Origin of the sequence: Pseudemcibacter aquimaris, from assembly GCF_028869115.1 — a bacterium.
Lineage (GTDB): Bacteria > Pseudomonadota > Alphaproteobacteria > Sphingomonadales > Emcibacteraceae > Pseudemcibacter > Pseudemcibacter aquimaris.
This window is the reverse complement of the sequence record NZ_CP079800.1, coordinates 1066906-1087350: the sequence shown is the minus strand read 5'-3', so window position 1 is coordinate 1087350 and position 20445 is coordinate 1066906. Positions and strand designations below refer to the sequence as shown.

The following is a 20445-nucleotide window of genomic DNA, read 5'->3' as shown; positions in this document are numbered from 1 at the left end:
TGTTTTTCTCCTAATGTCCAGATGTCGCTGCTTGGGCGACTTCTTTTACGGTTTCAACTGTTGAGTGATAAGCAGCCATTGATGCTTCATGTTGTGAAACAAGATTATCAACAGACACATGAATGAAATCCATGAATGTGCTTGGGTAAATACCCATCCAAAGCGTTAAGATCACCAGCGGTGCAAACACAAGGATTTCACGTTTATCCATATCCAGAAGATCTTTTAGATCATCTTTGGTCAGAGGACCAAATACCACACGGCGGTATAAGTAAAGCATATATGCCGCACCAAGGATCACACCGGTAAGTGCCCAGAATGTTGTCCAAGTACTAACCTTAAAGATACCAACAAGTACAAGTACCTCACCCACGAAGTTCGCTGTTCCCGGAAGGCCAACTGATGCCATCGTGAAGAACATAAACACAAGTGCGTAACGTGGCATAATGTTCACAAGACCACCGTAACGATCAATGTCACGTGTATGAAGACGGTCATAAACCACACCCACACAAAGGAATAATGCAGAAGCCACGAAACCGTGAGCAAGCATAACAATGATCGAACCTTCGATCCCTTGTACATTGAATGCGAAAATACCAACGGTCACAAAACCCATATGCGCAACCGATGAATAAGCAATCAACTTTTTCATATCTGTTTGGCGCAGGGCCACAAGTGATGTGTACACAATCGCAATACAGCTAAGCAGGTAAATCAACCATGCTAGTTCCTCGGATGCAACCGGGAACATTGGAAGTGAGAAACGAAGGAAACCGTAACCGCCCATTTTAAGCAAAATACCCGCCAGAATAACGGAACCAGCCGTTGGCGCCTGCACGTGAGCATCCGGAAGCCAGGTATGTACCGGCCACATCGGCATTTTCACCGCAAAAGATGCGAAGAATGCAAGGAACAACCATATCTGCGCACTTGGGTTAAATCCATGCTGCATCAATGTTGGGATGTCTGTTGTACCTGCCTGACCATACATATAAATCATGGCTACAAGCATAAGTACTGAACCAAGTAATGTATAAAGGAACAGTTTATAAGCCGCATAAACACGGTTATTACCGCCCCATACACCAATGATTAAGAACATTGGGATAAGACCAGCTTCAAAGAATACATAGAACATCACAAGATCAAGTGAACAGAATACACCGATCATAAATGTTTCAAGTAGCAAGAATGAAATCATATATTCTTTAACGCGATGCTTGATAGAATCCCATCCACAAAGAATACAAATCGGCATAATGAATGTCGTTAGTAGAACGAACAGTACGGAAATACCGTCGATACCCATTTTATACTGAATACCACCACCAAGCCAGTGTGCCTCTTCAACAAACTGGAAATCAGCCGTTGTTTTATCGAAACTAAACCACAGAACCATTGAGAACAGGAATGTAGCCACTGTTGTCAGTAATGCTGCATTTCTTGCGTTACGCGCTACAACTTCCTCATCACCCTTGATGCTTAAAATAATAAGAACACCAAGAAGCGGCAGGAATGTGATGGCAGAAAGAATTGGGAAATGTTCCATTTTACTGTCCTCCCAACACGAACCATGTCACGAAGGCCGAAAGACCAATCAACATGGCAAACGCATAATGATATAAATAACCGGTTTGAAGATTTTTGAAACGTTCCGCAAGGCGCACAACCGCACCTGAAACCCCATCCGGGCCATAACGGTCGATGATGTTTTCATCACCGCGTTTCCAGAAAATCATACCAAGCTTCATCGCAGGCTTCACAAAGATAATGTCGTATAGTTCATCGAAATACCATTTGTTAAAGCTAATCGCATGGGCAAAGCGCCATGTTTTTACAAGCTTACCTGGCATGCTTGGCTCTTTAATATAGAAATACCAAGCGCTGACAAAACCAATAACCATGGCGATAAACGGTGATGCAATCACCCAGCCCGGCACATGGTGTGCTGCTTCCATGATGTTGTCACCGATAATGAACAATGAACCAGCCCAGAACTCTTCGTAGTTATGACCAACAAAGTATTCTTTAAACACGAAACCAGAGGCCACAGCACCAACCGCAAGAATATAAAGCGGAATAAGCATAACCTGTGGGCTTTCGTGAACATGGTCCTGAACTTCTTGACTTGCACGGCTTTCACCGAAGAATGTCATGAACACCAGACGCCATGAATAGAAGCTTGTCATCAGCGCCGCTGTTACACCAAGACCGAAGGCAAATGTACCAACTGTTGAATGTGCCGCAAATGCGCTTTCAATGATCATATCTTTTGAATAGTAACCCGCAAGGAATGGGAAACCAGTAAGCGCAAGCGTACCGATTGTCATCATCCAGAAGGTAACCGGAATTTGTTTTCTTAAACCACCCATATTGCGCATATCTTGTTCGTCGCTGCTTGCGTGGATCACAGAACCGGAACCAAGGAACAGTAACGCTTTAAAGAATGCGTGAGTGAATAGATGGAAAATCGCTGCGCCATATGCACTAACACCAAGGGCGAAGAACATATAACCAAGCTGTGAACATGTTGAATAAGCAATCACACGTTTAATATCAAACTGTGACATACCAACTGTCGCTGCGAAAAACGCTGTTGAAGCACCAATAACCGCAACAACCGCAAGTGCATCCGGTGCATATTCAAATAGCGGTGAACAACGTGCCACCATGAATACGCCCGCTGTCACCATTGTCGCCGCATGGATAAGTGCGGATACCGGTGTCGGACCTTCCATCGCGTCAGGAAGCCATGTATGTAAACCAAGCTGAGCTGATTTACCCATCGCACCAACGAACAGAAGCAAACAGATTGTTGTCAGAAGATCAAATTCCATACCAAGGAAATTGATTGTGCTTTCTGTATATGAACCAACATCAGCGAATACAACTGAGAAATCAGCGCTGCCGAATGTCATGAAGATCGCGAAAATACCAAGAGCAAAACCAAAGTCACCAACACGGTTCACAACGAACGCTTTAATCGCCGCTGCACATGCAGATGGTTTCTTATACCAAAAACCAATCAGTAGGTATGACGCTAGGCCCACCCCTTCCCAGCCGAAGAACATTTGAACAAAGTTGTCAGATGTTACAAGCATAAGCATCGCAAATGTGAAGAGCGATAGATAAGACATAAAGCGTGGAATGTGTGGATCATGGCTCATGTAGCCAACACTGTAAATGTGCACAAGACAAGAAACAGATGTCACCACAACCAACATCACTGATGTTAGTGTGTCGATCTGGAACGCCCAGTTCACATTGAAATCACCGGAAACAATCCAGCTTAATACTTGAACGTGTACGGCATGATCACCCGCGGCCATCGCCACATTGAAAAATCCGATCCATGACAGGATGGCAGAAATAATAAGTCCGCCACACGTAATGATCTGTGCACCACGGTTACCAATCTGATTGCCGAATAATCCGGCAATGATAGAGGTGAGCAGTGGTAAGAAGACAAGTGTCTGATACATTTTTTACTTATCCCTTCATCAGATGAATGTCTTCAACCGCAATCGTGCCGCGGTTACGGAAGTAAACCACGAGGATCGCAAGACCGATAGAGGCCTCTGCGGCTGCAACAGTTAAAATTAACATGGTAAAGACCTGCCCGACCAAATCGCCCATATAGGCAGAAAAGGCAACAAGGTTGATGTTTACCGCAAGAAGGATAAGTTCCACCGAAAGAAGGATAATAATCACATTCTTACGGTTAAGGAAAATACCAAATACACCCAGCGTAAAGAGCATAGCTGCAACGGTAAGATAATGTTCAATTCCAATTTCCATTATGTCTTCCCCTTATATCCCTTGACCTGGTTTTACATTAACGGCTTCGGTCGCATCATCACGACGACGACGAACCTGATCACCGATATTTTGTTTCTTAACACCAGTACGTTGACGGTGCGTTAAAACAATTGCGCCAATCATCGCCACAAGCAGGATAAGACCCGCTAGCTGGAATAAGAAAATGTTATCTGTATATAGAATACGGCCAATCGCTTCAGTGTTATGAACTTCGCTCACTGGTGGTGTTGCTGCGGTAATTGTCGTCGCAATTCCGTCAGTCATGTGCCACCCACCGGCAATAGCCGCCATTTCAACAAGTAAAACAAGACCGATTAAAAGGCCAATCGGTAGATATTCCTGAACTCCTTTACGAAGTTCGGTGAAATTGATGTCCAGCATCATCACCACAAACAGGAACATAACCGCGACCGCCCCCACGTAGACGATCACCAAAATCATTGCAACGAATTCAGCGCCAAGCAAGACAAATAAGCCCGCTGCGTTGAAGAACGCCAGGATCAGGAAAAGCACAGAGTGAACAGGGTTTCTTGCGAAAACCACCATCACAGCCGAGCCAATCAGCACACTGGCGAAAACGTAAAACATTATTGCTGCTACCATTTTATTTTCCTCTACCTGTAAGGTGCGTCTAGCTCGATATTAAGAGCAAGCTGACGTTCCCAACGGTCCCCGTTATCAAGAAGCTTTTCTTTATCATAAAGAAGTTCTTCTCTTGTTTCGGTTGAATATTCAAAATTTGGTCCCTCAACAATCGCTTCTACCGGACAGGCTTCCTGACAGAAACCACAGTAGATACATTTTGTCATGTCAATGTCGTATCTGGTTGTACGACGGGTTCCATCCTCACGAATGTCTGCCTCAATTGTGATGGCTTGCGCCGGGCAAATCGCTTCACATAATTTACAGGCAATACAGCGCTCTTCACCGTTTTCATAACGGCGCAGTGCGTGTTCACCACGGAAACGCGGGCTAAGTGGCCCTTTTTCATGAGGGTAATTAAGCGTTACTTTCTTCTTGAAGAAATATTTCAGGGTCATTGCCATGCCCTTCATAATTTCCGTAAGGAAGATTGTACGAGCTGCGTGATCTAAAAATGCCATTTAATAATCTCCTAACCCGCCAATTTACCAAAGAAAACAAGATAACCGGATGTCAGCACTACCCATACAAGTGAAACAGGTAGGAACACTTTCCATCCAAGACGCATTAACTGGTCATAACGGTAACGCGGCACTGTCATCTTCACCCATGCGAAACAGAAGAAGAAGAACAACATCTTACCGAATAGCCATAGAATGCCTGGTACTGCGTATAATGGTGCCCAATCAACAGGTGGCAACCAACCACCAAAGAATAGGATACTCATCATGCCACACATCAGAATGATGGTCGCATATTCACCAAGATAGAATAGAGCCATTGACATGGATGAATATTCAATCTGGAAACCGGCAACCAATTCTTCTTCCGCTTCCGGAAGGTCAAATGGTGTTCTGTTTGTTTCCGCAAGCGCAGATACAAAGAAAATCACAAACATTGGAAGCAAACCAGTAAAGACGTAGCCATTAAAGATACCAAAACCAACGCCCTGCTGCGCAAGAACGATGTCAGTCAGATTAAGCGAACCAACACACATCAACACGCAAACAAGAACGAAACCAATGGATACTTCGTATGAAACCATTTGCGCCGCACTACGCATCGCCCCAAGGAAAGCATAACGTGAGTTTGACGCCCAACCGGCGATGATAATGCCGTATACTTCAAGTGATGAAATCGCAAAAAGATAAAGAATTCCGACATTAAGGTCAGAAATAACCATTCCTTCACCAAACGGAATAACCGCCCAGCCAACAAGACCGAAAATAAGGCTTAACGCTGGTGCAAGAAGGAATAGAAACTTGTTTGATCCAGCCGGAATAATCGTTTCTTTAAGGAATACTTTAAGACCATCGGCAAATGATTGAAGAAGGCCAAACGGGCCAACAATATTTGGACCTTTACGAAGATGAATAGCCGCCCAAACTTTACGGTCAACCCAGACGATCATTGCAACGGCGATTAGTACCGGCAATGTTACCGCAAGGACAGCGGCAAGGGTTGAGATAAAGCGAACTGTGCTACTATCAAAATATTCTAAAAGGCCAAGGTATTCTGCAAAAAAGTAATACATTATGTTCCCGTAGCTCCCTCAACATATTCGCCACCACTTAACGCAGAACGACATTCCGCCATGGTTTCTGATGATCTTGCGATCGGATTTGTTCCATAAAAATCTGTAATCGGTAATGTAAAGCCATAAGCCGATAGGTCACCTTTAACACCAATATCCGCCCATTGCGCTGTTGGTTTTTGATCAACCGCTGCAAACGCAGGGTAATCAGCAACCATTGCTTTACGAAGCTGAATGATATTGTCGTAAGGTAATGTTTTACCAAGGGCTTCTGATAATGCACGGAAGATTGTCCAATCTTCGCGGGCTTCACCCGGACCAAAGATCGCACGCTGTGCAACCTGCACACGACCTTCCGTATTTAGGTAAGTACCTGGTTTTTCAGTGTAAGCAACACCCGGAAGAATTACATCCGCGTTTTTAACACCTTCATCACCGTGGCTGCCTTGATAAATAACAAAGGCATTTGCAAGACGGCTTGTATCAAGTTCATCCGCGCCCATGTTGTAAACAACTTTGATATCGCCTTTTTCTGCGCCATTAAGAACACCTTCGATGCCGCCTTCCGTTACAAGTCCCATATCAAGGGCTGCAACACGGCTCGCCGCCGTATGAAGAACGTTAAAGCCGTTCCAGTCATCACTGATCATGCCGTATTTATCGGCAATATCGTGTGCAGCTTTAATAATGGCAAGACTGTCATCACGGTTTAGCGCACCAGCACCCAAGATAATCATTGGCTTTTTGGCGTCTTTAAGCACCTTGGCGAAGTCATTCTTACCATCAAGAATATCACCAAGAACGCTTGCGCTATCACCAAGCTGATCAATTTTATAAGTCAGATCAACGGCAGGTCCAACATTTGCGATTTTACAGTCGCGTGTTAACCAACGTTGACGAATACGTGCGTTAAGAACCGGGCTTTCAAGGCGTGTGTTTGAACCAACGATCAGGATTGCGTCCGCCTCATCAATACCAGAAACGCCCGAATTAAACAGATATCCTGCACGGTGTTTTGCACCAAGTTTTGATCCATCCTGACGGCTTTCCACTTCACCACCCAGTGACGCGATCAGCGATTTCATCGCATACATGCTTTCCGCGTCGTTAAGATCACCAACAAGCCCAGCAATTTCACCCGATTTAAGGCCGTTCACTTTTGCGGCGATTGCCTCAAATGCTTCTGCCCATGTGGCTTCTTGTAATTTGCCATCCACTTTCACATACGGACGGTCGAGACGATTTTTCGCAAGACCATCAACAGCGTGACGAGTTTTATCGGAAATCCATTCTTCGTTCACATCTTCATGAATACGTGGCAGCGCACGCATAACAGCACTACCGCGGCTATCGATACGAACGTTTGAACCAAGAGCATCATGAACGTCAATTGTTTCTGTGTTCTTAAGTTCCCAAGGGCGTGCTTTAAATGTGTATGGCTTACTTGTCAGCGCACCCACCGGGCAAAGATCAACAACATTACCCGCCATTTCAGAAGCAAATGCCTGTTCCTGATATGTGGTAATTTGCATATTTTCACCGCGACCGATCGCACCAAGTGAAGGAACACCAGCTATTTCATCCGCAAAACGCACGCAACGTGTACAGTGAATACAGCGTGTCATGATCGTGCGGATCAGTGGGCCCATGTATTTTTCTTTTACAATACGGCGTTTCTCAAGGTAACGGCTGTCACCGACACCATAAGCAACCGATTGATCCTGAAGATCACATTCACCGCCCTGGTCACAAATCGGACAATCAAGTGGGTGATTGATCAAAAGGAATTCCATCACACCTTCACGGAATTTTCTAACCTTTTCCGTGTTGGTTTTGACTTCCATACCGTCACCAGCTGGAAGCGCACATGATGCCGCTGGTTTTGGCGGTCCAGGTGTTACCTCGACCAAGCACATGCGGCAGTTACCCGCAATGGAAAGTCTTTCATGATAACAAAAGCGTGGAATTTCAACACCAGCCTGTTCAGCAGCTTGCAGAACCGTGGTTCCGTTGTCTACTTCGACTTCAATTCCATCAATAGTAAGAGTTGGCATTATCTGTTTCTCCTACGCTGCGTTGTTTTTCTTATATTCAAGAATGCGACGCTCAACTTCCGGACGGAAGTGGCGGAACAATCCTTGAATTGGCCAAGCCGCAGCGTCACCAAGGGCACAAATTGTGTGACCTTCGATTTGCTTCGTTACTTCTAGCAACGTGTCAATCTCTTCGATTTCCGCTTCACCAGTACACATACGTTCCATAACACGCCACATCCAGCCTGTTCCTTCACGACATGGCGTACACTGCCCACAGCTTTCGTGTTTATAGAACGCAGAAAGTCTTGTGATTGCGCGAACAATGTCTGTGGATTTATCCATAACAATCACCGCTGCTGTACCAAGACCGGTACCCTCGTCACGAAGACTGTCAAAATCCATAAGCACAGTGTCACATACTGATTTCGGGATACAGTGAACCGACGAACCACCCGGGATCACAGCAAGAAGGTTATCCCATCCACCACGTACACCACCAGCATGTTTTTCAATCAGCTCTTTCAGCGGAATACCCATTTCTTCTTCAACGTTACATGGGTTATTCACATGACCGGAAATACAAAATAGTTTTGTACCCGTGTTATTTTCACGGCCAATGCCCGCGAACCAGGAACCGCCACGACGAAGAATTTCTGGAACAACAGCAATTGATTCCACATTATTCACTGTAGTCGGGCAACCAAATACACCAACGTTCGCTGGGAACGGCGGCTTAAGACGTGGCTGTCCTTTTTTACCTTCGATACTTTCGATAAGCGCCGTCTCTTCACCGCAGATATAAGCACCTGCGCCACGGTGAACAAACACATCAAAAGAATAACCGCTACCAGCGGCATTCTTACCCAGAAGACCCGCATCGCGTGCTTCTTGAATTGCATTTTCAAGAACGATTGCTTCATGCACAAATTCACCACGAATATAGATATAAGCCGCACAAGCACGCATAGCAAACCCGGCAAGCAAGCAGCCTTCAATAAGTTTATGTGGATCGTGACGCATAATTTCACGGTCTTTACATGTGCCCGGCTCACCTTCGTCAGCATTCACAACCAGATAGCTTGGACGGCCATCTGATTCTTTAGGCATAAATGACCATTTAAGACCCGTTGGGAAACCCGCACCACCACGGCCACGAAGACCGGATTGTTTCATTTCTTCAATTAGGGCTTCTTCACCACGCTGCATGATCTCTTTTGTGCCATCCCAATCACCGCGTTTTTTCGCAGCATCCAGATATGGGCTTTCAAAACCATAGAGATTTGTAAATATTCGATCTTTATCAGCTAACATTACGCGTCTCCTCCAAACTTGGCATCTGCCGGCGCCTTATCCTGTAGGGATGTTGGACCACCAAACGGACATGATTTAAAGCGGCCATTTTGTGGGCCTGCTTTTGGTGTTTCACCGTTTTTAATCGCTTTGATAAATGCGCGTGTTGTATCTTCGTTTAGATCTTCATAGTATTCTTTGGCATATGCGATTACAGGTGCATTCACACATGCACCCGCACATTCAACTTCAAGAAGGGTGAACTCACCGTCTTCTGTTGTTTCACCGAATCCAATACCAAGCTCATCTTTACAAGCTTTAACCACATCATCAGAACCACGCAACCAACAAGGTGTTGTTGTACATACTTCGATCACATGCTTACCAACCGGCTTAAGATTATACATGCTGTAAAAGCTTGCGACCTCATGCACACGGATATACGGCATTTCAAGCATATCAGCGATATATTCCATCACAGGAACGCTGACCCAGCCGTTATTTTGTTCTTGCGCACGGTGCAAAAACGGCATGACACAGCTGTCTTTTCTGTTTTCCGGGTATTTCGCCAGTTGTGTTTTCGTCCATTCCAGATTTTCTGGCGTAAACTCAAACTTTTCAGCGTCTTTGACATTCATACTCATCGGTCAATTTCTCCGAACACAATATCAAACGAACCAATCATTGCCGGGATATCCGCAAGCATATAGCCCTTCGCAACATGCCCCATAGAGCTAAGATGCGCATAACCAGGTGCACGAATATGACAACGATATGGTTTATTGGTTCCGTCTGAAACAAGATAAACACCAAATTCACCCTTCGGGGCTTCAATGGCAACATAAACTTCACCTTCTGGCACTTTGAAACCTTCAGTGAATAGTTTGAAATGGTGGATTAACGCTTCCATGGACGATTTAATTTCGGCCTTTGGTGGCGGCGTTACTTTACGGTCAGTTGATGACACCGGACCTTCCGGCATTTGTTCAACACATTGACGCATAATGTTTACGGATTGGTACATTTCTTCAAAACGAAGAACATAACGGTCATAACAGTCACCGTTTTTACCGACGATAACATCGAAATCCAGTTCATTATAAACTTCGTATGGTTCTGAACGGCGAATATCCCATGGGATATCACACCCACGAACCATTGCACCGGTAAAGCCAAGTGCGTATGCCTCTTCCGCAGAAACCTTACCGATATCAACGTTACGTTGCTTAAAGATACGGTTTTCCATGATCACGACTTCCATGTCTTGCAGCACTTTCGGGAAAGTATCACAAAATTCAAGGATTCGTTTATCAAGGCCGGCTGGCATATCCTGACTAACACCGCCAGGGCGGAAATAGTTCGCGTGAAGACGCGCACCACATACAGCCTCATAAAATTCCATCAGAATTTCACGTTGCTCAAATCCCCATAGCGTCAATGTCATCGCACCAACGTCTGTGGCGTGCGAACAAACGTTCATCAAATGGTTAAGAATACGGCCAATCTCACTGAATAGAACGCGGATATATTGACCACGTTTTGGAACCTCGATCCCCATCAGTTTTTCAATAGCAAGACAGAATGCATGCTCTTGGTTCATTGGCGCAACATAGTCAAGACGGTCAAAATAAGGGATCGCCTGCAAATATGTTTTATTTTCGATTAGTTTTTCAGTACCGCGGTGAAGAAGACCAACATGCGGATCCGCACGGTCAACAACTTCACCATCAAGCTCAAGAATTAGACGCAAAACACCATGGGCCGCGGGATGCTGCGGTCCAAAGTTCACGTTAAAGTTTTTAATATCTACTTCAGCCATGACTTACCCCTCCTTCTCTTCTTCGGCTTTTTCATCGCCAGGAAGGATATACTTCGCCCCTTCCCAAGGGCTCATAAAATCAAATGTACGGAATTCTTGTGCCAGCTTCACTGGTTCATACACAATACGCTTTTCTTCTTCGGAATAACGCACTTCCACATAACCGGTAAGCGGGAAATCTTTACGTAGTGGATGGCCTTGGAAACCATAATCACTAAGCAAGCGACGCAGATCAGGGTGACCATCAAACATCACGCCATACATGTCCCATGTTTCGCGCTCATACCAGTTTGCGGATGGGTAAACACCCGTCACTGACGGCACAACCGTATCTTCATCAGTTGTCACCTTAACGCGCATGCGCTGATTGTTATGCAGACTTAGTAATTGATAGACCACTTCAAAACGCTCTTCACGCTCTGGATAATCAACACCACAAAGCGTTGTTAATTGAACAAATCTACAATTCGGGTCATCACGCAGGAATGTCATTAATTTTACAATGTTATCGCGCTTTGCATTTACCGTTAATTCGTTAAAGGCAACCTTATAGCCGGTAACATCATCTTTATTATGACTTTGGATATGTTCACCAAGGTCTTTTAAAGCTTCATCAGAACTCATCTTTAAAATCTCCTAGCGGTCAAAACTGCTGGTACGGCGGATTTTCTTCTGCAATTGAAGAATACCGTAAAGCAAAGCTTCCGCAGTTGGCGGGCAACCCGGAACATAAATATCAACAGGCACGATTCGGTCACAACCACGCACCACAGAATATGAATAATGATAATAACCACCACCATTTGCACATGATCCCATTGAAATCACATATCGTGGCTCTGGCATCTGGTCATACACTTTACGCATCGCTGGTGCCATTTTGTTGGTTAGCGTACCAGCAACAATCATCACGTCAGAATGACGGGGGCTTCCGCGCGGTGCAAAACCATAACGTTCCGCATCATATCTTGATGTTGACGTATGGATCATTTCAACCGCACAACATGCCAGACCGAACGTCATCCACCAAAGTGAACCTGTACGCGCCCAAGCAATAATATCTTCAACGGTCGTGATTACGAATCCTTTATCCGCGAGGTCGTCCTGCAATGATTTGAAGTATGCATCCTGTTCCATCACAGACATTTCTGCCTGTAATTCAGGTGAAGACATATCTGGTTTATTTTCTACTCCCATTCCAGAGCTCCTTTTTTCCACTCATAAATAAAGCCGATAGTCAGAACCCCTAAGAAAATCATCATAGAGACAAAACCGAACATTCCGATACTTCCCAAGGCAACAGCCCACGGAAATAGAAATGCGACTTCCAAGTCGAAAATAATAAATAGAATAGCGACAAGGTAAAATCTTACGTCAAACTGCTTACGGTTATCTGAGAATGCTTCAAAACCACACTCATATGCAGATAACTTCTCAGCGTCCGGTTTTTGTTTTACGACCAAGATTGGAAGCAATACAAAAATTGCAGACATAATTATAGCGATGACAAAGAAAACCAAGATCGGAAGATATTCGAGCAGCAATTCGTTCATTAGCGCCCCACCCTTCAATTAATTTAGAGACAGTCCTCACCAGATAACCTGGAATACTGTCTTAAAAATCCAGGCCTCTTAATTGTTGTTAGCCATAGTTCGAATCTGATTATTTCATTCAGACACAAATAGGCATAATCCATAGTCACGTTAATAGCCTCTAGAGATAAAAAATTCCACAAGTTTTTTTGATTTGATTTGCTTTTTTCAGAAAAGCACATGCGCGAAAAACCATTATACAGCAACGGCTTTTGAAGTTCTTTTCAGCGATGCAAATGATTTTTAATCTGGGGATGGCCATTTCTAGGAAATGGCGAGAGTGACGGGACTCGAACCCGCGACCTCTGGCGTGACAGGCCAGCGCTCTAACCAACTGAGCTACACCCCCTTGTATTTCGGCACATGATTTAGGAAATATTGGCACCTAAGTCAAGCGGCTTTTTTATTGTTTTTTCTTTTTATCGAATCGCTGTCAAAGCGTTACAGCGTTTGCCCTTTCGAGCTTAAGAATGGTGGGCGATGAGAGACTCGAACTCCCGACATCTTCGGTGTAAACGAAGCGCTCTACCAACTGAGCTAATCGCCCCCCGTATTCTTAATTCTTACACTTATGTTTCAAAGTGTGGGTGCATATCTACAGCCTGTTTGAGTAGATGTAAAGCACAAAAAAGCGGTTGACTAAAAAAAAAGTCAACCGCCTTAAAATTCAAGCAAAAATTACTTGTTCACAGCGTCTTTAAGAGCTTTACCTGCTTTAAATTTAGGTTGCTTAGAAGCTGGAATTTGAATTTTTTCACCAGTACGTGGGTTACGACCTTCAGAAGCAGCACGTTGTGCTACGCTGAATGTACCGAAACCAACAAGACGTACTTCATCGCCACCTGCTAGTGTGCCCATGATTGTGTTAAATACGCCGTCTACTGCACCAGCTGCATCTGCTTTTGATAGACCTGCTGCTTCCGCAACGCTGTTTACGAGTTCATTTTTATTCATGATCTTCCCCTTTAAATATAAAAGAAATTAGTTATTAACTTTATCATCGAATGTGATCGAAAGTTGGATGCATCTTAGCCATACATTTTTGGTTCGTCAAAGGGAAAACCGTACAAAACTGCGTTTTTTTTTGCAGAAAGTTTTCTTGACATTGAAAGAAAAAACATTTTCAGAACAAAAAAACACTCTTTTCAAGGAAAAGAGTGTTTTTAGAATAATATTTTTATTGCGATACACGCCAATAATGAGGGCGGAATCACTTAGATTCTAGTGATGAATAGGATCTTTGAAATTAGAATCACTTTCTTCACCGCTTATTGGGGCGATTCCCTCAATTTCATCCTCTGCGAGTGGCACAAGAGGACCAGCAAGAGCATGTTCAAGAACCTCATCAACGGATGTGACAGGAACGATCTCGAGTCCTTTTTTCACATTATCCGGAATTTCGACCAAATCTTTCTCATTTTCAATTGGAATCAGTACCTTTTTGATTCCACTTCTATGAGCGGCGAGTAGTTTTTCTTTTAATCCACCAATTGGCATTACCTTACCACGCAGACTAATTTCACCAGTCATTGCAACATCATGACGAACAGGAATATCTGCAAGTACGGAAACAAGCGATGTAATCATTGCAACACCCGCAGATGGCCCATCTTTTGGTGTCGCACCTTCCGGTACGTGGATATGCAAATCATTTTGATCAAATGCATTTGGCTGAATACCGAATTCCGGTGCTTTAGAGCGTACGTAACTAAGGGCAGCCTTAATTGATTCTTGCATCACATCACCAAGCTTACCTGTGATAGTGAATTTACCCTTACCACGAGATGCGATAGCCTCGATTGAAAGAATCACTCCGCCAACCTCTGTCCATGCAAGGCCAGTGGTGATTCCCACCATATCTTCATCTTCAGCTTCACCGAATCTGAATTTTTTAACGCCAGCATATTTTTCAAGGTTCTTTACAGAAACGGCAACCGTTTTTGCCTTACCCGTTACGATTTGCTTCGTAGCTTTACGAATCAGATTAGCAATTTCACGTTCTAAATTACGAACACCAGCTTCACGCGTGTAATATCTGATCAAATCACGGAGTGCTGCGTCTGAAATTGACCACTCTTCTGATTTAAGGCCATGATCTTCGACTTGCTTGCGAATCAAATGGCGCTTTGCAATTTCAACTTTTTCATCTTCCGTATAACCCGATAGACGAATAATTTCCATTCGGTCTAGAAGCGGCCCTGGCATATTCAGCGAGTTTGCCGTCGTAATGAACATGACATCTGATAAGTCATAATCAACTTCAAGGTAGTGATCATTGAACTTGTCATTTTGTTCAGGATCCAAAACTTCCAATAGCGCAGATGAAGGATCACCGCGGAAATCAGAACCCATTTTATCAATTTCATCAAGCAAGAACATTGGATTGCTGCTGCCTGCTTTTTTCATGCTTTGGATAACCTTACCCGGCATTGAGCCAATGTAAGTTCTTCTGTGCCCACGGATTTCCGCCTCGTCACGAACGCCGCCCACAGAAAATCTTACATATTCACGGCCCGTTGCACGTGCAATTGATTTCCCAAGCGACGTTTTACCAACACCTGGCGGCCCAACAAGACAAAGGATAGGTCCTTTGATTTTCTTAGTGCGTGACTGCACCGCAAGATATTCAAGAATTCTTTCCTTAACCTTTTCAAGACCGTAATGATCTTCGTTCAGGATTTCTTCGGCCTCGTTTACATCTGATTTAACGGCGCGTTTCTTATTCCAAGGAATAGACAGCATCCAATCAAGATAATTTCTAACAACCGTTGATTCGGCAGACATCGGGCTCATAGATTTTAATTTCTTAAGCTCACCCTGCACTTTTTCTTTGGCTTCTTTAGATAGCTTAGTCTTTTTAATTTTAGCTTCTAATTCTGAAACCTCATCTTTGCCATCATCAGATTCGCCTAGCTCTTTCTGAATGGCTTTAAGCTGTTCATTCAGATAATATTCTTTTTGCGTTTTTTCCATTTGGCTTTTTACGCGGCGACGGATTTTCTTTTCCACCTGCATAACGCCAATTTCGCTTTCCATCACAGAATAGATTTTTTCCAGACGGTTAATAACATCGTTATTTTCAAGAAGTTCCTGTTTATCCGAAATTTTAAGGCTAAGATGCGACGCAACGACATCTGATAGTTTGCCTTCGTCTTCGATCTCGCTCGTTGATTCCATAACTTCCGCAGGAATTTTCTTGTTAAGCTTCACATACTGGCTAAATTTGCCAATTACGGAACGGCTTAACGCTTCGATCTCTTCTGTTGGGGCGAGCTTTACTTTTACTTCTTCGGTGTTTGCTTCAAAGAATTCATCTGTCTGTGTGAAATCTGTGATTTTGATACGCTCAACGCCTTCGACCAGTACTTTTACAGTACCATCTGGCAATTTCAAAAGCTGCAATACAGATGCAAGCGTGCCCGTGCGATAAATATCATCAACACCAGGTTCATCAAGATTTGCATCTTTTTGTGCAACAAGAAGAATCTTTTTGTCAGTATTCATGACCTGCTCAAGAGCTTTCACCGACTTATCACGCCCAACAAACAGTGGCACGATCATATGTGGGAATACGACAATGTCTCTTAGCGGCAATACTGGATATAATTTACTCATAAGGAATCCAAAATGTTTAAATAATTTGTTCTATTATCTTAGAGTTAAGTGGTCAGTTTGGCATTTTCAAGGCCGCCAGAGAAAAAAGGTTAATTTCTCTGGATTACGCCCCAGCGCCAGCCTCGTCTTTTTCATTTTCCGCATAAATATAAAGCGGTTGCGCGTTACCGGAAACAACTTCGCCATTGATGACAACTTCCTGAACACCGTCAAGACCCGGCAATTCAAACATTGTATCAAGTAGAATATCTTCCATAATCGAACGAAGGCCACGTGCCCCTGTTTTACGGCTAATGGCGCGTTTTGCAATCGCAAGAAGCGCATCATCTGTAAAGCGAAGCTCCACATCTTCCATTGAGAAAAGACGTTGATATTGTTTCACTAGCGCATTTTTAGGAAGGCTTAGAATTTGTACAAGCGCATCTTCATCCAGATCCGTTAGCGTTGCAAGTACAGGCAAACGGCCAATAAATTCTGGGATAAGACCGAATTTTACAAGATCTTCTGGTTCCGCTTGTGTTAGCAGCTCACCGATTGAATGATCTTCTTCGCTTGAAACATTGGCACCAAAACCAATTGATTTTCCTTCGTTACGGTCTGCGATCACTTTATCAAGGCCAGCAAAAGCACCGCCACAGATAAACAGAATATTTGTTGTATCAACTTGAAGGAATTCTTGTTGTGGATGTTTACGGCCACCTTGTGGTGGAACGCTTGCCACTGTTCCTTCCATAATTTTAAGAAGGGCTTGTTGAACCCCCTCACCCGACACGTCGCGCGTAATCGATGGGTTATCAGATTTGCGGCTAATTTTATCAACCTCGTCAATATAAACGATACCGCGCTGGGCGCGTTCAACATTGTAATCTGATGCTTGCAGAAGCTTTAGAATAATATTTTCAACATCTTCACCTACGTATCCAGCTTCGGTTAAAGCTGTCGCGTCGGCCATTGTAAACGGCACATCAAGAATGCGAGCTAGTGTTTGCGCAAGCAAAGTTTTACCGCAACCTGTCGGCCCGACCAGAAGGATGTTTGATTTTGATAATTCAATTTCATCATTTTTTGATGCATGATGAAGACGTTTATAGTGGTTATGCACCGCAACAGACAGAACCTTTTTCGCAAGTTCCTGACCAATTACATAATCTTCAAGAACTTTTAAAATCTCGGCCGGTGTTGGTACACCTGCATCTTCTTTAGATGTAGAAGCCTGACTTTCTTCGCGGATAATATCCATGCAGAGTTCTACGCACTCATCACAAATAAAGACGGTTGGTCCCGCAATCAGCTTTTTAACTTCGTGCTGACTTTTGCCGCAGAAAGAACAAAAAAGTGTACTTTTTGAATCGCCAGATTTCGATTTAGACATAAGGTCAATATTCCTAATTTAATTTATGACAAGTGCATCAGGCACTTTAATTATCTATCACTATATACGAATTAAATTACTATTTGGTTTATTTCTGCAAATAAGCAAAACGCATACAAACTAAGATATTCCAACTTAAAATATTGTGTGGAAATATCAATAATAAATATAGTTATTACCCGAAATGTGGAAACAATTAATTAACAACTATAAAAAAAATATATTTTTCTTTAAATAACTGCAGATTAATTAGTCTTCAGCACCGACTTCAGGGCGTTTTGCATAAATTTCGTCAATCAGTCCAAATTTCTTGGCTTCTTCCGGTGACATAAAGTTATCACGTTCCATCGCCTTTTCCACGTCGGCCAGTTTTTGGCCTGTGTGATCAACATAAATTTGATTAAGACGTTTTCTTAATGCCAGAATTTCATTTGCCTGAATTTCAATGTCCGTTGCCTGCCCTTGTGCACCGCCAGATGGCTGATGGATCATAATACGGCTGTTTGGAAGCGAATAACGCTGTCCCGGCTCACCCGCTGCAAGAAGCAAAGACCCCATTGAACATGCCTGACCAATACAGATTGTTGTTACTTTTGGACGGATATACTGCATCGTATCGTAAATCCCAAGTCCAGACGTCACCACACCACCAGGTGAATTAATATAAAAAGCGATATCTTTTTTCGGGTTTTCCGCTTCCAGGAATAAAAGCTGCGCTGTAATTAATGCAGAAACGCTGTCATTCACCTGACCCGTCAGGAAAATAATGCGTTCTTTTAATAGACGCGAAAAGATATCATATGAGCGCTCACCCCGGCTGGTTTGTTCAACCACCATTGGGACCAGATTATTCATTGTTGTATCGATGATATCGCTCATTTAAGCTTCCTTTATTATATTTATTAAATAGTCAAAAAAAATTGAGAGCCACAACATACATTGCGACTCTCAACAATTTATAAACTTTATTTCTATTTGTCAGCTTTTTTTGCAGCTTTCTTTGCAGGTGCTTTTTTCGCTGCTGGCTTCTTAGCTGCTGCTTTCTTAGCAGGCGCTTTTTTCTCAGCCGTTTTCTTAGCAGGAGCTTTCTTTGCTGCTGCTTTTTTCGCTGGTGCTTTTTTAGCAGCCGCTTTTTTCTTAGCAGGTTTCTTTTTCGCTGGTGCTGCTTCGTCTTCTGCTTCAATGATTTCGATCATCTTGTCATAAGAAACTTTCTTTTCTTTAACTTCAGCAAGCTCAAGAACGTAATCAACCACTTTCTCTTCATAAAGAGGAGCTTTGATCTGCGCCATTGCGTTTGGATCTTTTTGGAAATATTCAAAAACTTGTTGTTCTTGACCAGGATACTTACGTGCTTCCGCAGAAATTGCACGTGTTACTTCGTCCTGACCAACTTGAATGTCGTTTTTGCTTCCGATTTCAGAAAGAAGAAGACCAAGACGTACACGGCGAAGCGCGATACCTGCGTACTCTTCTTTAACTTCATCTGTTGGCTCTTCAACATCTTCTGGTTTCGCTTCTGGATTTTCAGCCATTAGCTGACGGTAACCATCCATTTTGATCTGTTGCATGATTTGAGCATTTTCAGCTTCAAGCATGTTTTCAGGAACTTCAAAATCAACTGCTTCTGAAAGTGCATCAAGAAGGCCACGCTTAAGATGCGTACGGCTCAGCTCTGAATGTTCGTTTTCGATCTGACCTTTTACTGCTTCTTCAAGACCAGCAAGATCAGCAAGACCAAGACGTTTTGCAAGCTCATCATCTACTTTAACATCAGCAGGCTTTTGAACTTCGTTCACAACAACTTTAAACGTTGCTTCTTTACCAGCAAGATTTTCAGCGTGGTAGCTTTCAGGGAATGTAACAACAACATCTTTTTTGTCGCCAGCTTTAACACCAACAAGTTGCTCTTCATAACCTGGAATAAATGTGTTTGAGCCAAGAACAAGTTGATGACCTTCAGCAGCGCCACCTTCAAATTCTTCACCGCCAACGGAACCAACATAATCGATAAGAACAGCGTCACCGTCTTTCGCTTTATATGTCTTAGCAGCTTTTTTGTAATCTTTTTGACCAGAAGCGATGTTTTTAATCGCTTCGTCAATTTGTTTCTTCTCTACTTTAACGACTAGCTTTTCAAGCTTAAGTTTCGCAAGATCAGGAATATCAAAGTCAGGAACAACTTCAAGTTCCATTGTGTAAACAAGATCTTCGCCTTCGTCGAATGAAACAACTTCGATTTTCGGCTGAACCGCAGGACGATCGCCTTTTTCTTCTAATGCTTTTGCGGAAGTTTCGTTTACTGTCTCTTCGAGAATTTTACCGAGAAGATTTTTACCATGAAGTTTTTTAAGAAGTGATGCTGGTGCCTTACCTGGTCTAAAGCCTGGCATTCTGACTGATTTTTGTGCTTCAAGAATTTCTGCGTCTACTTTTGCATCAATGTCTGCTGCTGGAATTGTGACTTCGTATACGCGCTTAAGGCCGCTGTTTTCTTTTTCAGTAATCTTCATGATCGATCTATCTAATAATAAGGGACCTTGCAATTGCTCACAAAGTCCATGTTACAAAATCCAATGCTTGTGATTTTTTGGTGCGGGTGGAGGGACTTGAACCCCCACGTCATAAGACACTAGAACCTAAATCTAGCGCGTCTACCAATTTCGCCACACCCGCGTATCGTTACCAAAAACATCACAATCGCGTGTTGAGAGGCATTTATA

At 43.4% G+C, this 20445-nt stretch carries 18 protein-coding genes and 3 tRNA genes; all 21 read right to left on the bottom strand.

Features of this window, described 5'->3' with window-relative positions; genetic code table 11:
• Positions 1 to 10: 10 nt before the first annotated feature.
• The 21 genes from KW060_RS05370 to KW060_RS05270 all read right to left on the bottom strand — a co-directional run bounded on the left by KW060_RS05370 (position 11) and on the right by KW060_RS05270 (position 20398).
• Positions 11 to 1552, bottom strand: a complete 1542-nt coding sequence (locus KW060_RS05370; protein WP_249035341.1) for an NADH-quinone oxidoreductase subunit M — start codon at positions 1550 to 1552, stop codon at positions 11 to 13.
• A gap of 1 nt (position 1553) precedes the next feature.
• Positions 1554 to 3485, bottom strand: a complete 1932-nt coding sequence (gene nuoL, locus KW060_RS05365) for an NADH-quinone oxidoreductase subunit L (RefSeq protein ID WP_249035340.1) — start codon at positions 3483 to 3485, stop codon at positions 1554 to 1556.
• Between the two features lie 7 nt (positions 3486 to 3492).
• Positions 3493 to 3801, bottom strand: a complete 309-nt coding sequence (gene nuoK / locus KW060_RS05360; protein WP_250646663.1) for an NADH-quinone oxidoreductase subunit NuoK — start codon at positions 3799 to 3801, stop codon at positions 3493 to 3495.
• Positions 3802 to 3813: 12 nt separating this feature from the next.
• Positions 3814 to 4425, bottom strand: a complete 612-nt coding sequence (locus KW060_RS05355) for an NADH-quinone oxidoreductase subunit J (protein ID WP_249035339.1) — start codon at positions 4423 to 4425, stop codon at positions 3814 to 3816.
• 11 nt (positions 4426 to 4436) lie between these two features.
• Positions 4437 to 4925 (bottom strand): NADH-quinone oxidoreductase subunit NuoI, encoded by a 489-nt coding sequence (gene nuoI / locus KW060_RS05350; protein ID WP_249035338.1) that lies wholly within the window; start codon positions 4923 to 4925, stop codon positions 4437 to 4439.
• Between the two features lie 11 nt (positions 4926 to 4936).
• Positions 4937 to 5998, bottom strand: coding sequence for an NADH-quinone oxidoreductase subunit NuoH (gene nuoH / locus KW060_RS05345; protein ID WP_249035337.1), 1062 nt, complete (start codon positions 5996 to 5998; stop codon positions 4937 to 4939).
• On the bottom strand, positions 5998 to 8052 hold the full coding sequence (gene nuoG, locus KW060_RS05340) for an NADH-quinone oxidoreductase subunit NuoG (protein WP_249035336.1): 2055 nt from the start codon (positions 8050 to 8052) through the stop codon (positions 5998 to 6000). The genes nuoH and nuoG overlap by 1 nt, the downstream gene beginning before the upstream one ends.
• Before the next feature lie 12 nt (positions 8053 to 8064).
• The gene (gene nuoF, locus KW060_RS05335; protein ID WP_249035335.1) at positions 8065 to 9345 is read right to left on the bottom strand and encodes an NADH-quinone oxidoreductase subunit NuoF; all 1281 of its coding nucleotides are present in this window, start codon (positions 9343 to 9345) and stop codon (positions 8065 to 8067) included.
• Complete coding sequence (gene nuoE, locus KW060_RS05330; RefSeq protein ID WP_249035334.1) at positions 9345 to 9968, bottom strand: NADH-quinone oxidoreductase subunit NuoE; 624 nt, start codon at positions 9966 to 9968, stop codon at positions 9345 to 9347. The genes nuoF and nuoE overlap by 1 nt, the downstream gene beginning before the upstream one ends.
• Positions 9965 to 11143, bottom strand: a complete 1179-nt coding sequence (locus tag KW060_RS05325; RefSeq protein ID WP_249035333.1) for an NADH-quinone oxidoreductase subunit D — start codon at positions 11141 to 11143, stop codon at positions 9965 to 9967. Before KW060_RS05325 ends, nuoE begins: the two co-directional genes overlap by 4 nt.
• Before the next feature lie 3 nt (positions 11144 to 11146).
• Positions 11147 to 11767, bottom strand: a complete 621-nt coding sequence (locus KW060_RS05320) for an NADH-quinone oxidoreductase subunit C (RefSeq protein ID WP_249035332.1) — start codon at positions 11765 to 11767, stop codon at positions 11147 to 11149.
• 12 nt (positions 11768 to 11779) lie between these two features.
• Entirely contained in the window at positions 11780 to 12340 is a 561-nt protein-coding gene (locus tag KW060_RS05315) for a NuoB/complex I 20 kDa subunit family protein (protein ID WP_338050552.1), read from the bottom strand.
• A complete protein-coding gene (locus KW060_RS05310) occupies positions 12331 to 12696 on the bottom strand; it encodes an NADH-quinone oxidoreductase subunit A (RefSeq protein WP_249035331.1) in 366 nt (121 codons plus the stop codon). Before KW060_RS05310 ends, KW060_RS05315 begins: the two co-directional genes overlap by 10 nt.
• 311 nt (positions 12697 to 13007) lie before the next feature.
• Positions 13008 to 13084 (bottom strand) — tRNA-Asp (locus KW060_RS05305).
• A 122-nt stretch (positions 13085 to 13206) separates the two neighbouring features.
• Positions 13207 to 13282: transfer RNA gene (locus KW060_RS05300), tRNA-Val, on the bottom strand.
• Positions 13283 to 13413: 131 nt separating this feature from the next.
• Complete coding sequence (locus KW060_RS05295) at positions 13414 to 13689, bottom strand: HU family DNA-binding protein (RefSeq protein WP_250646662.1); 276 nt, start codon at positions 13687 to 13689, stop codon at positions 13414 to 13416.
• A 267-nt stretch (positions 13690 to 13956) separates the two neighbouring features.
• On the bottom strand, positions 13957 to 16350 hold the full coding sequence (lon, locus tag KW060_RS05290; protein ID WP_249035330.1) for an endopeptidase La: 2394 nt from the start codon (positions 16348 to 16350) through the stop codon (positions 13957 to 13959).
• Positions 16351 to 16453: 103 nt separating this feature from the next.
• Positions 16454 to 17722 (bottom strand): ATP-dependent Clp protease ATP-binding subunit ClpX, encoded by a 1269-nt coding sequence (gene clpX / locus KW060_RS05285; RefSeq protein ID WP_249035329.1) that lies wholly within the window; start codon positions 17720 to 17722, stop codon positions 16454 to 16456.
• A gap of 249 nt (positions 17723 to 17971) precedes the next feature.
• A complete protein-coding gene (clpP, locus tag KW060_RS05280) occupies positions 17972 to 18601 on the bottom strand; it encodes an ATP-dependent Clp endopeptidase proteolytic subunit ClpP (RefSeq protein ID WP_420833159.1) in 630 nt (209 codons plus the stop codon).
• A 92-nt stretch (positions 18602 to 18693) separates the two neighbouring features.
• Complete coding sequence (tig, locus tag KW060_RS05275) at positions 18694 to 20235, bottom strand: trigger factor (protein WP_249035328.1); 1542 nt, start codon at positions 20233 to 20235, stop codon at positions 18694 to 18696.
• A 78-nt stretch (positions 20236 to 20313) separates the two neighbouring features.
• Positions 20314 to 20398: transfer RNA gene (locus KW060_RS05270), tRNA-Leu, on the bottom strand.
• Positions 20399 to 20445: the final 47 nt, after the last annotated feature.

Excerpts from the sequence above, each read along its gene's own strand:
- KW060_RS05370 (WP_249035341.1), bottom strand. The coding sequence starts at position 1,552 with ATGGAACATTTCCCAATTCTTTCTGCCATCACATTCCTGCCGCTTCTT.
- nuoL (WP_249035340.1), bottom strand. The coding sequence starts at position 3,485 with ATGTATCAGACACTTGTCTTCTTACCACTGCTCACCTCTATCATTGCC.
- nuoK (WP_250646663.1), bottom strand. The coding sequence starts at position 3,801 with ATGGAAATTGGAATTGAACATTATCTTACCGTTGCAGCTATGCTCTTT.
- KW060_RS05355 (WP_249035339.1), bottom strand. The coding sequence starts at position 4,425 with ATGGTAGCAGCAATAATGTTTTACGTTTTCGCCAGTGTGCTGATTGGC.
- nuoI (WP_249035338.1), bottom strand. The coding sequence starts at position 4,925 with ATGGCATTTTTAGATCACGCAGCTCGTACAATCTTCCTTACGGAAATT.
- nuoH (WP_249035337.1), bottom strand. The coding sequence starts at position 5,998 with ATGTATTACTTTTTTGCAGAATACCTTGGCCTTTTAGAATATTTTGAT.
- nuoG (WP_249035336.1), bottom strand. The coding sequence starts at position 8,052 with ATGCCAACTCTTACTATTGATGGAATTGAAGTCGAAGTAGACAACGGA.
- nuoF (WP_249035335.1), bottom strand. The coding sequence starts at position 9,345 with ATGTTAGCTGATAAAGATCGAATATTTACAAATCTCTATGGTTTTGAA.
- nuoE (WP_249035334.1), bottom strand. The coding sequence starts at position 9,968 with ATGAGTATGAATGTCAAAGACGCTGAAAAGTTTGAGTTTACGCCAGAA.
- KW060_RS05325 (WP_249035333.1), bottom strand. The coding sequence starts at position 11,143 with ATGGCTGAAGTAGATATTAAAAACTTTAACGTGAACTTTGGACCGCAG.
- KW060_RS05320 (WP_249035332.1), bottom strand. The coding sequence starts at position 11,767 with ATGAGTTCTGATGAAGCTTTAAAAGACCTTGGTGAACATATCCAAAGT.
- KW060_RS05315 (WP_338050552.1), bottom strand. The coding sequence starts at position 12,340 with ATGGGAGTAGAAAATAAACCAGATATGTCTTCACCTGAATTACAGGCA.
- KW060_RS05310 (WP_249035331.1), bottom strand. The coding sequence starts at position 12,696 with ATGAACGAATTGCTGCTCGAATATCTTCCGATCTTGGTTTTCTTTGTC.
- KW060_RS05295 (WP_250646662.1), bottom strand. The coding sequence starts at position 13,689 with ATGAATAAAAATGAACTCGTAAACAGCGTTGCGGAAGCAGCAGGTCTA.
- lon (WP_249035330.1), bottom strand. The coding sequence starts at position 16,350 with ATGAGTAAATTATATCCAGTATTGCCGCTAAGAGACATTGTCGTATTC.
- clpX (WP_249035329.1), bottom strand. The coding sequence starts at position 17,722 with ATGTCTAAATCGAAATCTGGCGATTCAAAAAGTACACTTTTTTGTTCT.
- clpP (WP_420833159.1), bottom strand. The coding sequence starts at position 18,601 with ATGAGCGATATCATCGATACAACAATGAATAATCTGGTCCCAATGGTG.
- tig (WP_249035328.1), bottom strand. The coding sequence starts at position 20,235 with ATGAAGATTACTGAAAAAGAAAACAGCGGCCTTAAGCGCGTATACGAA.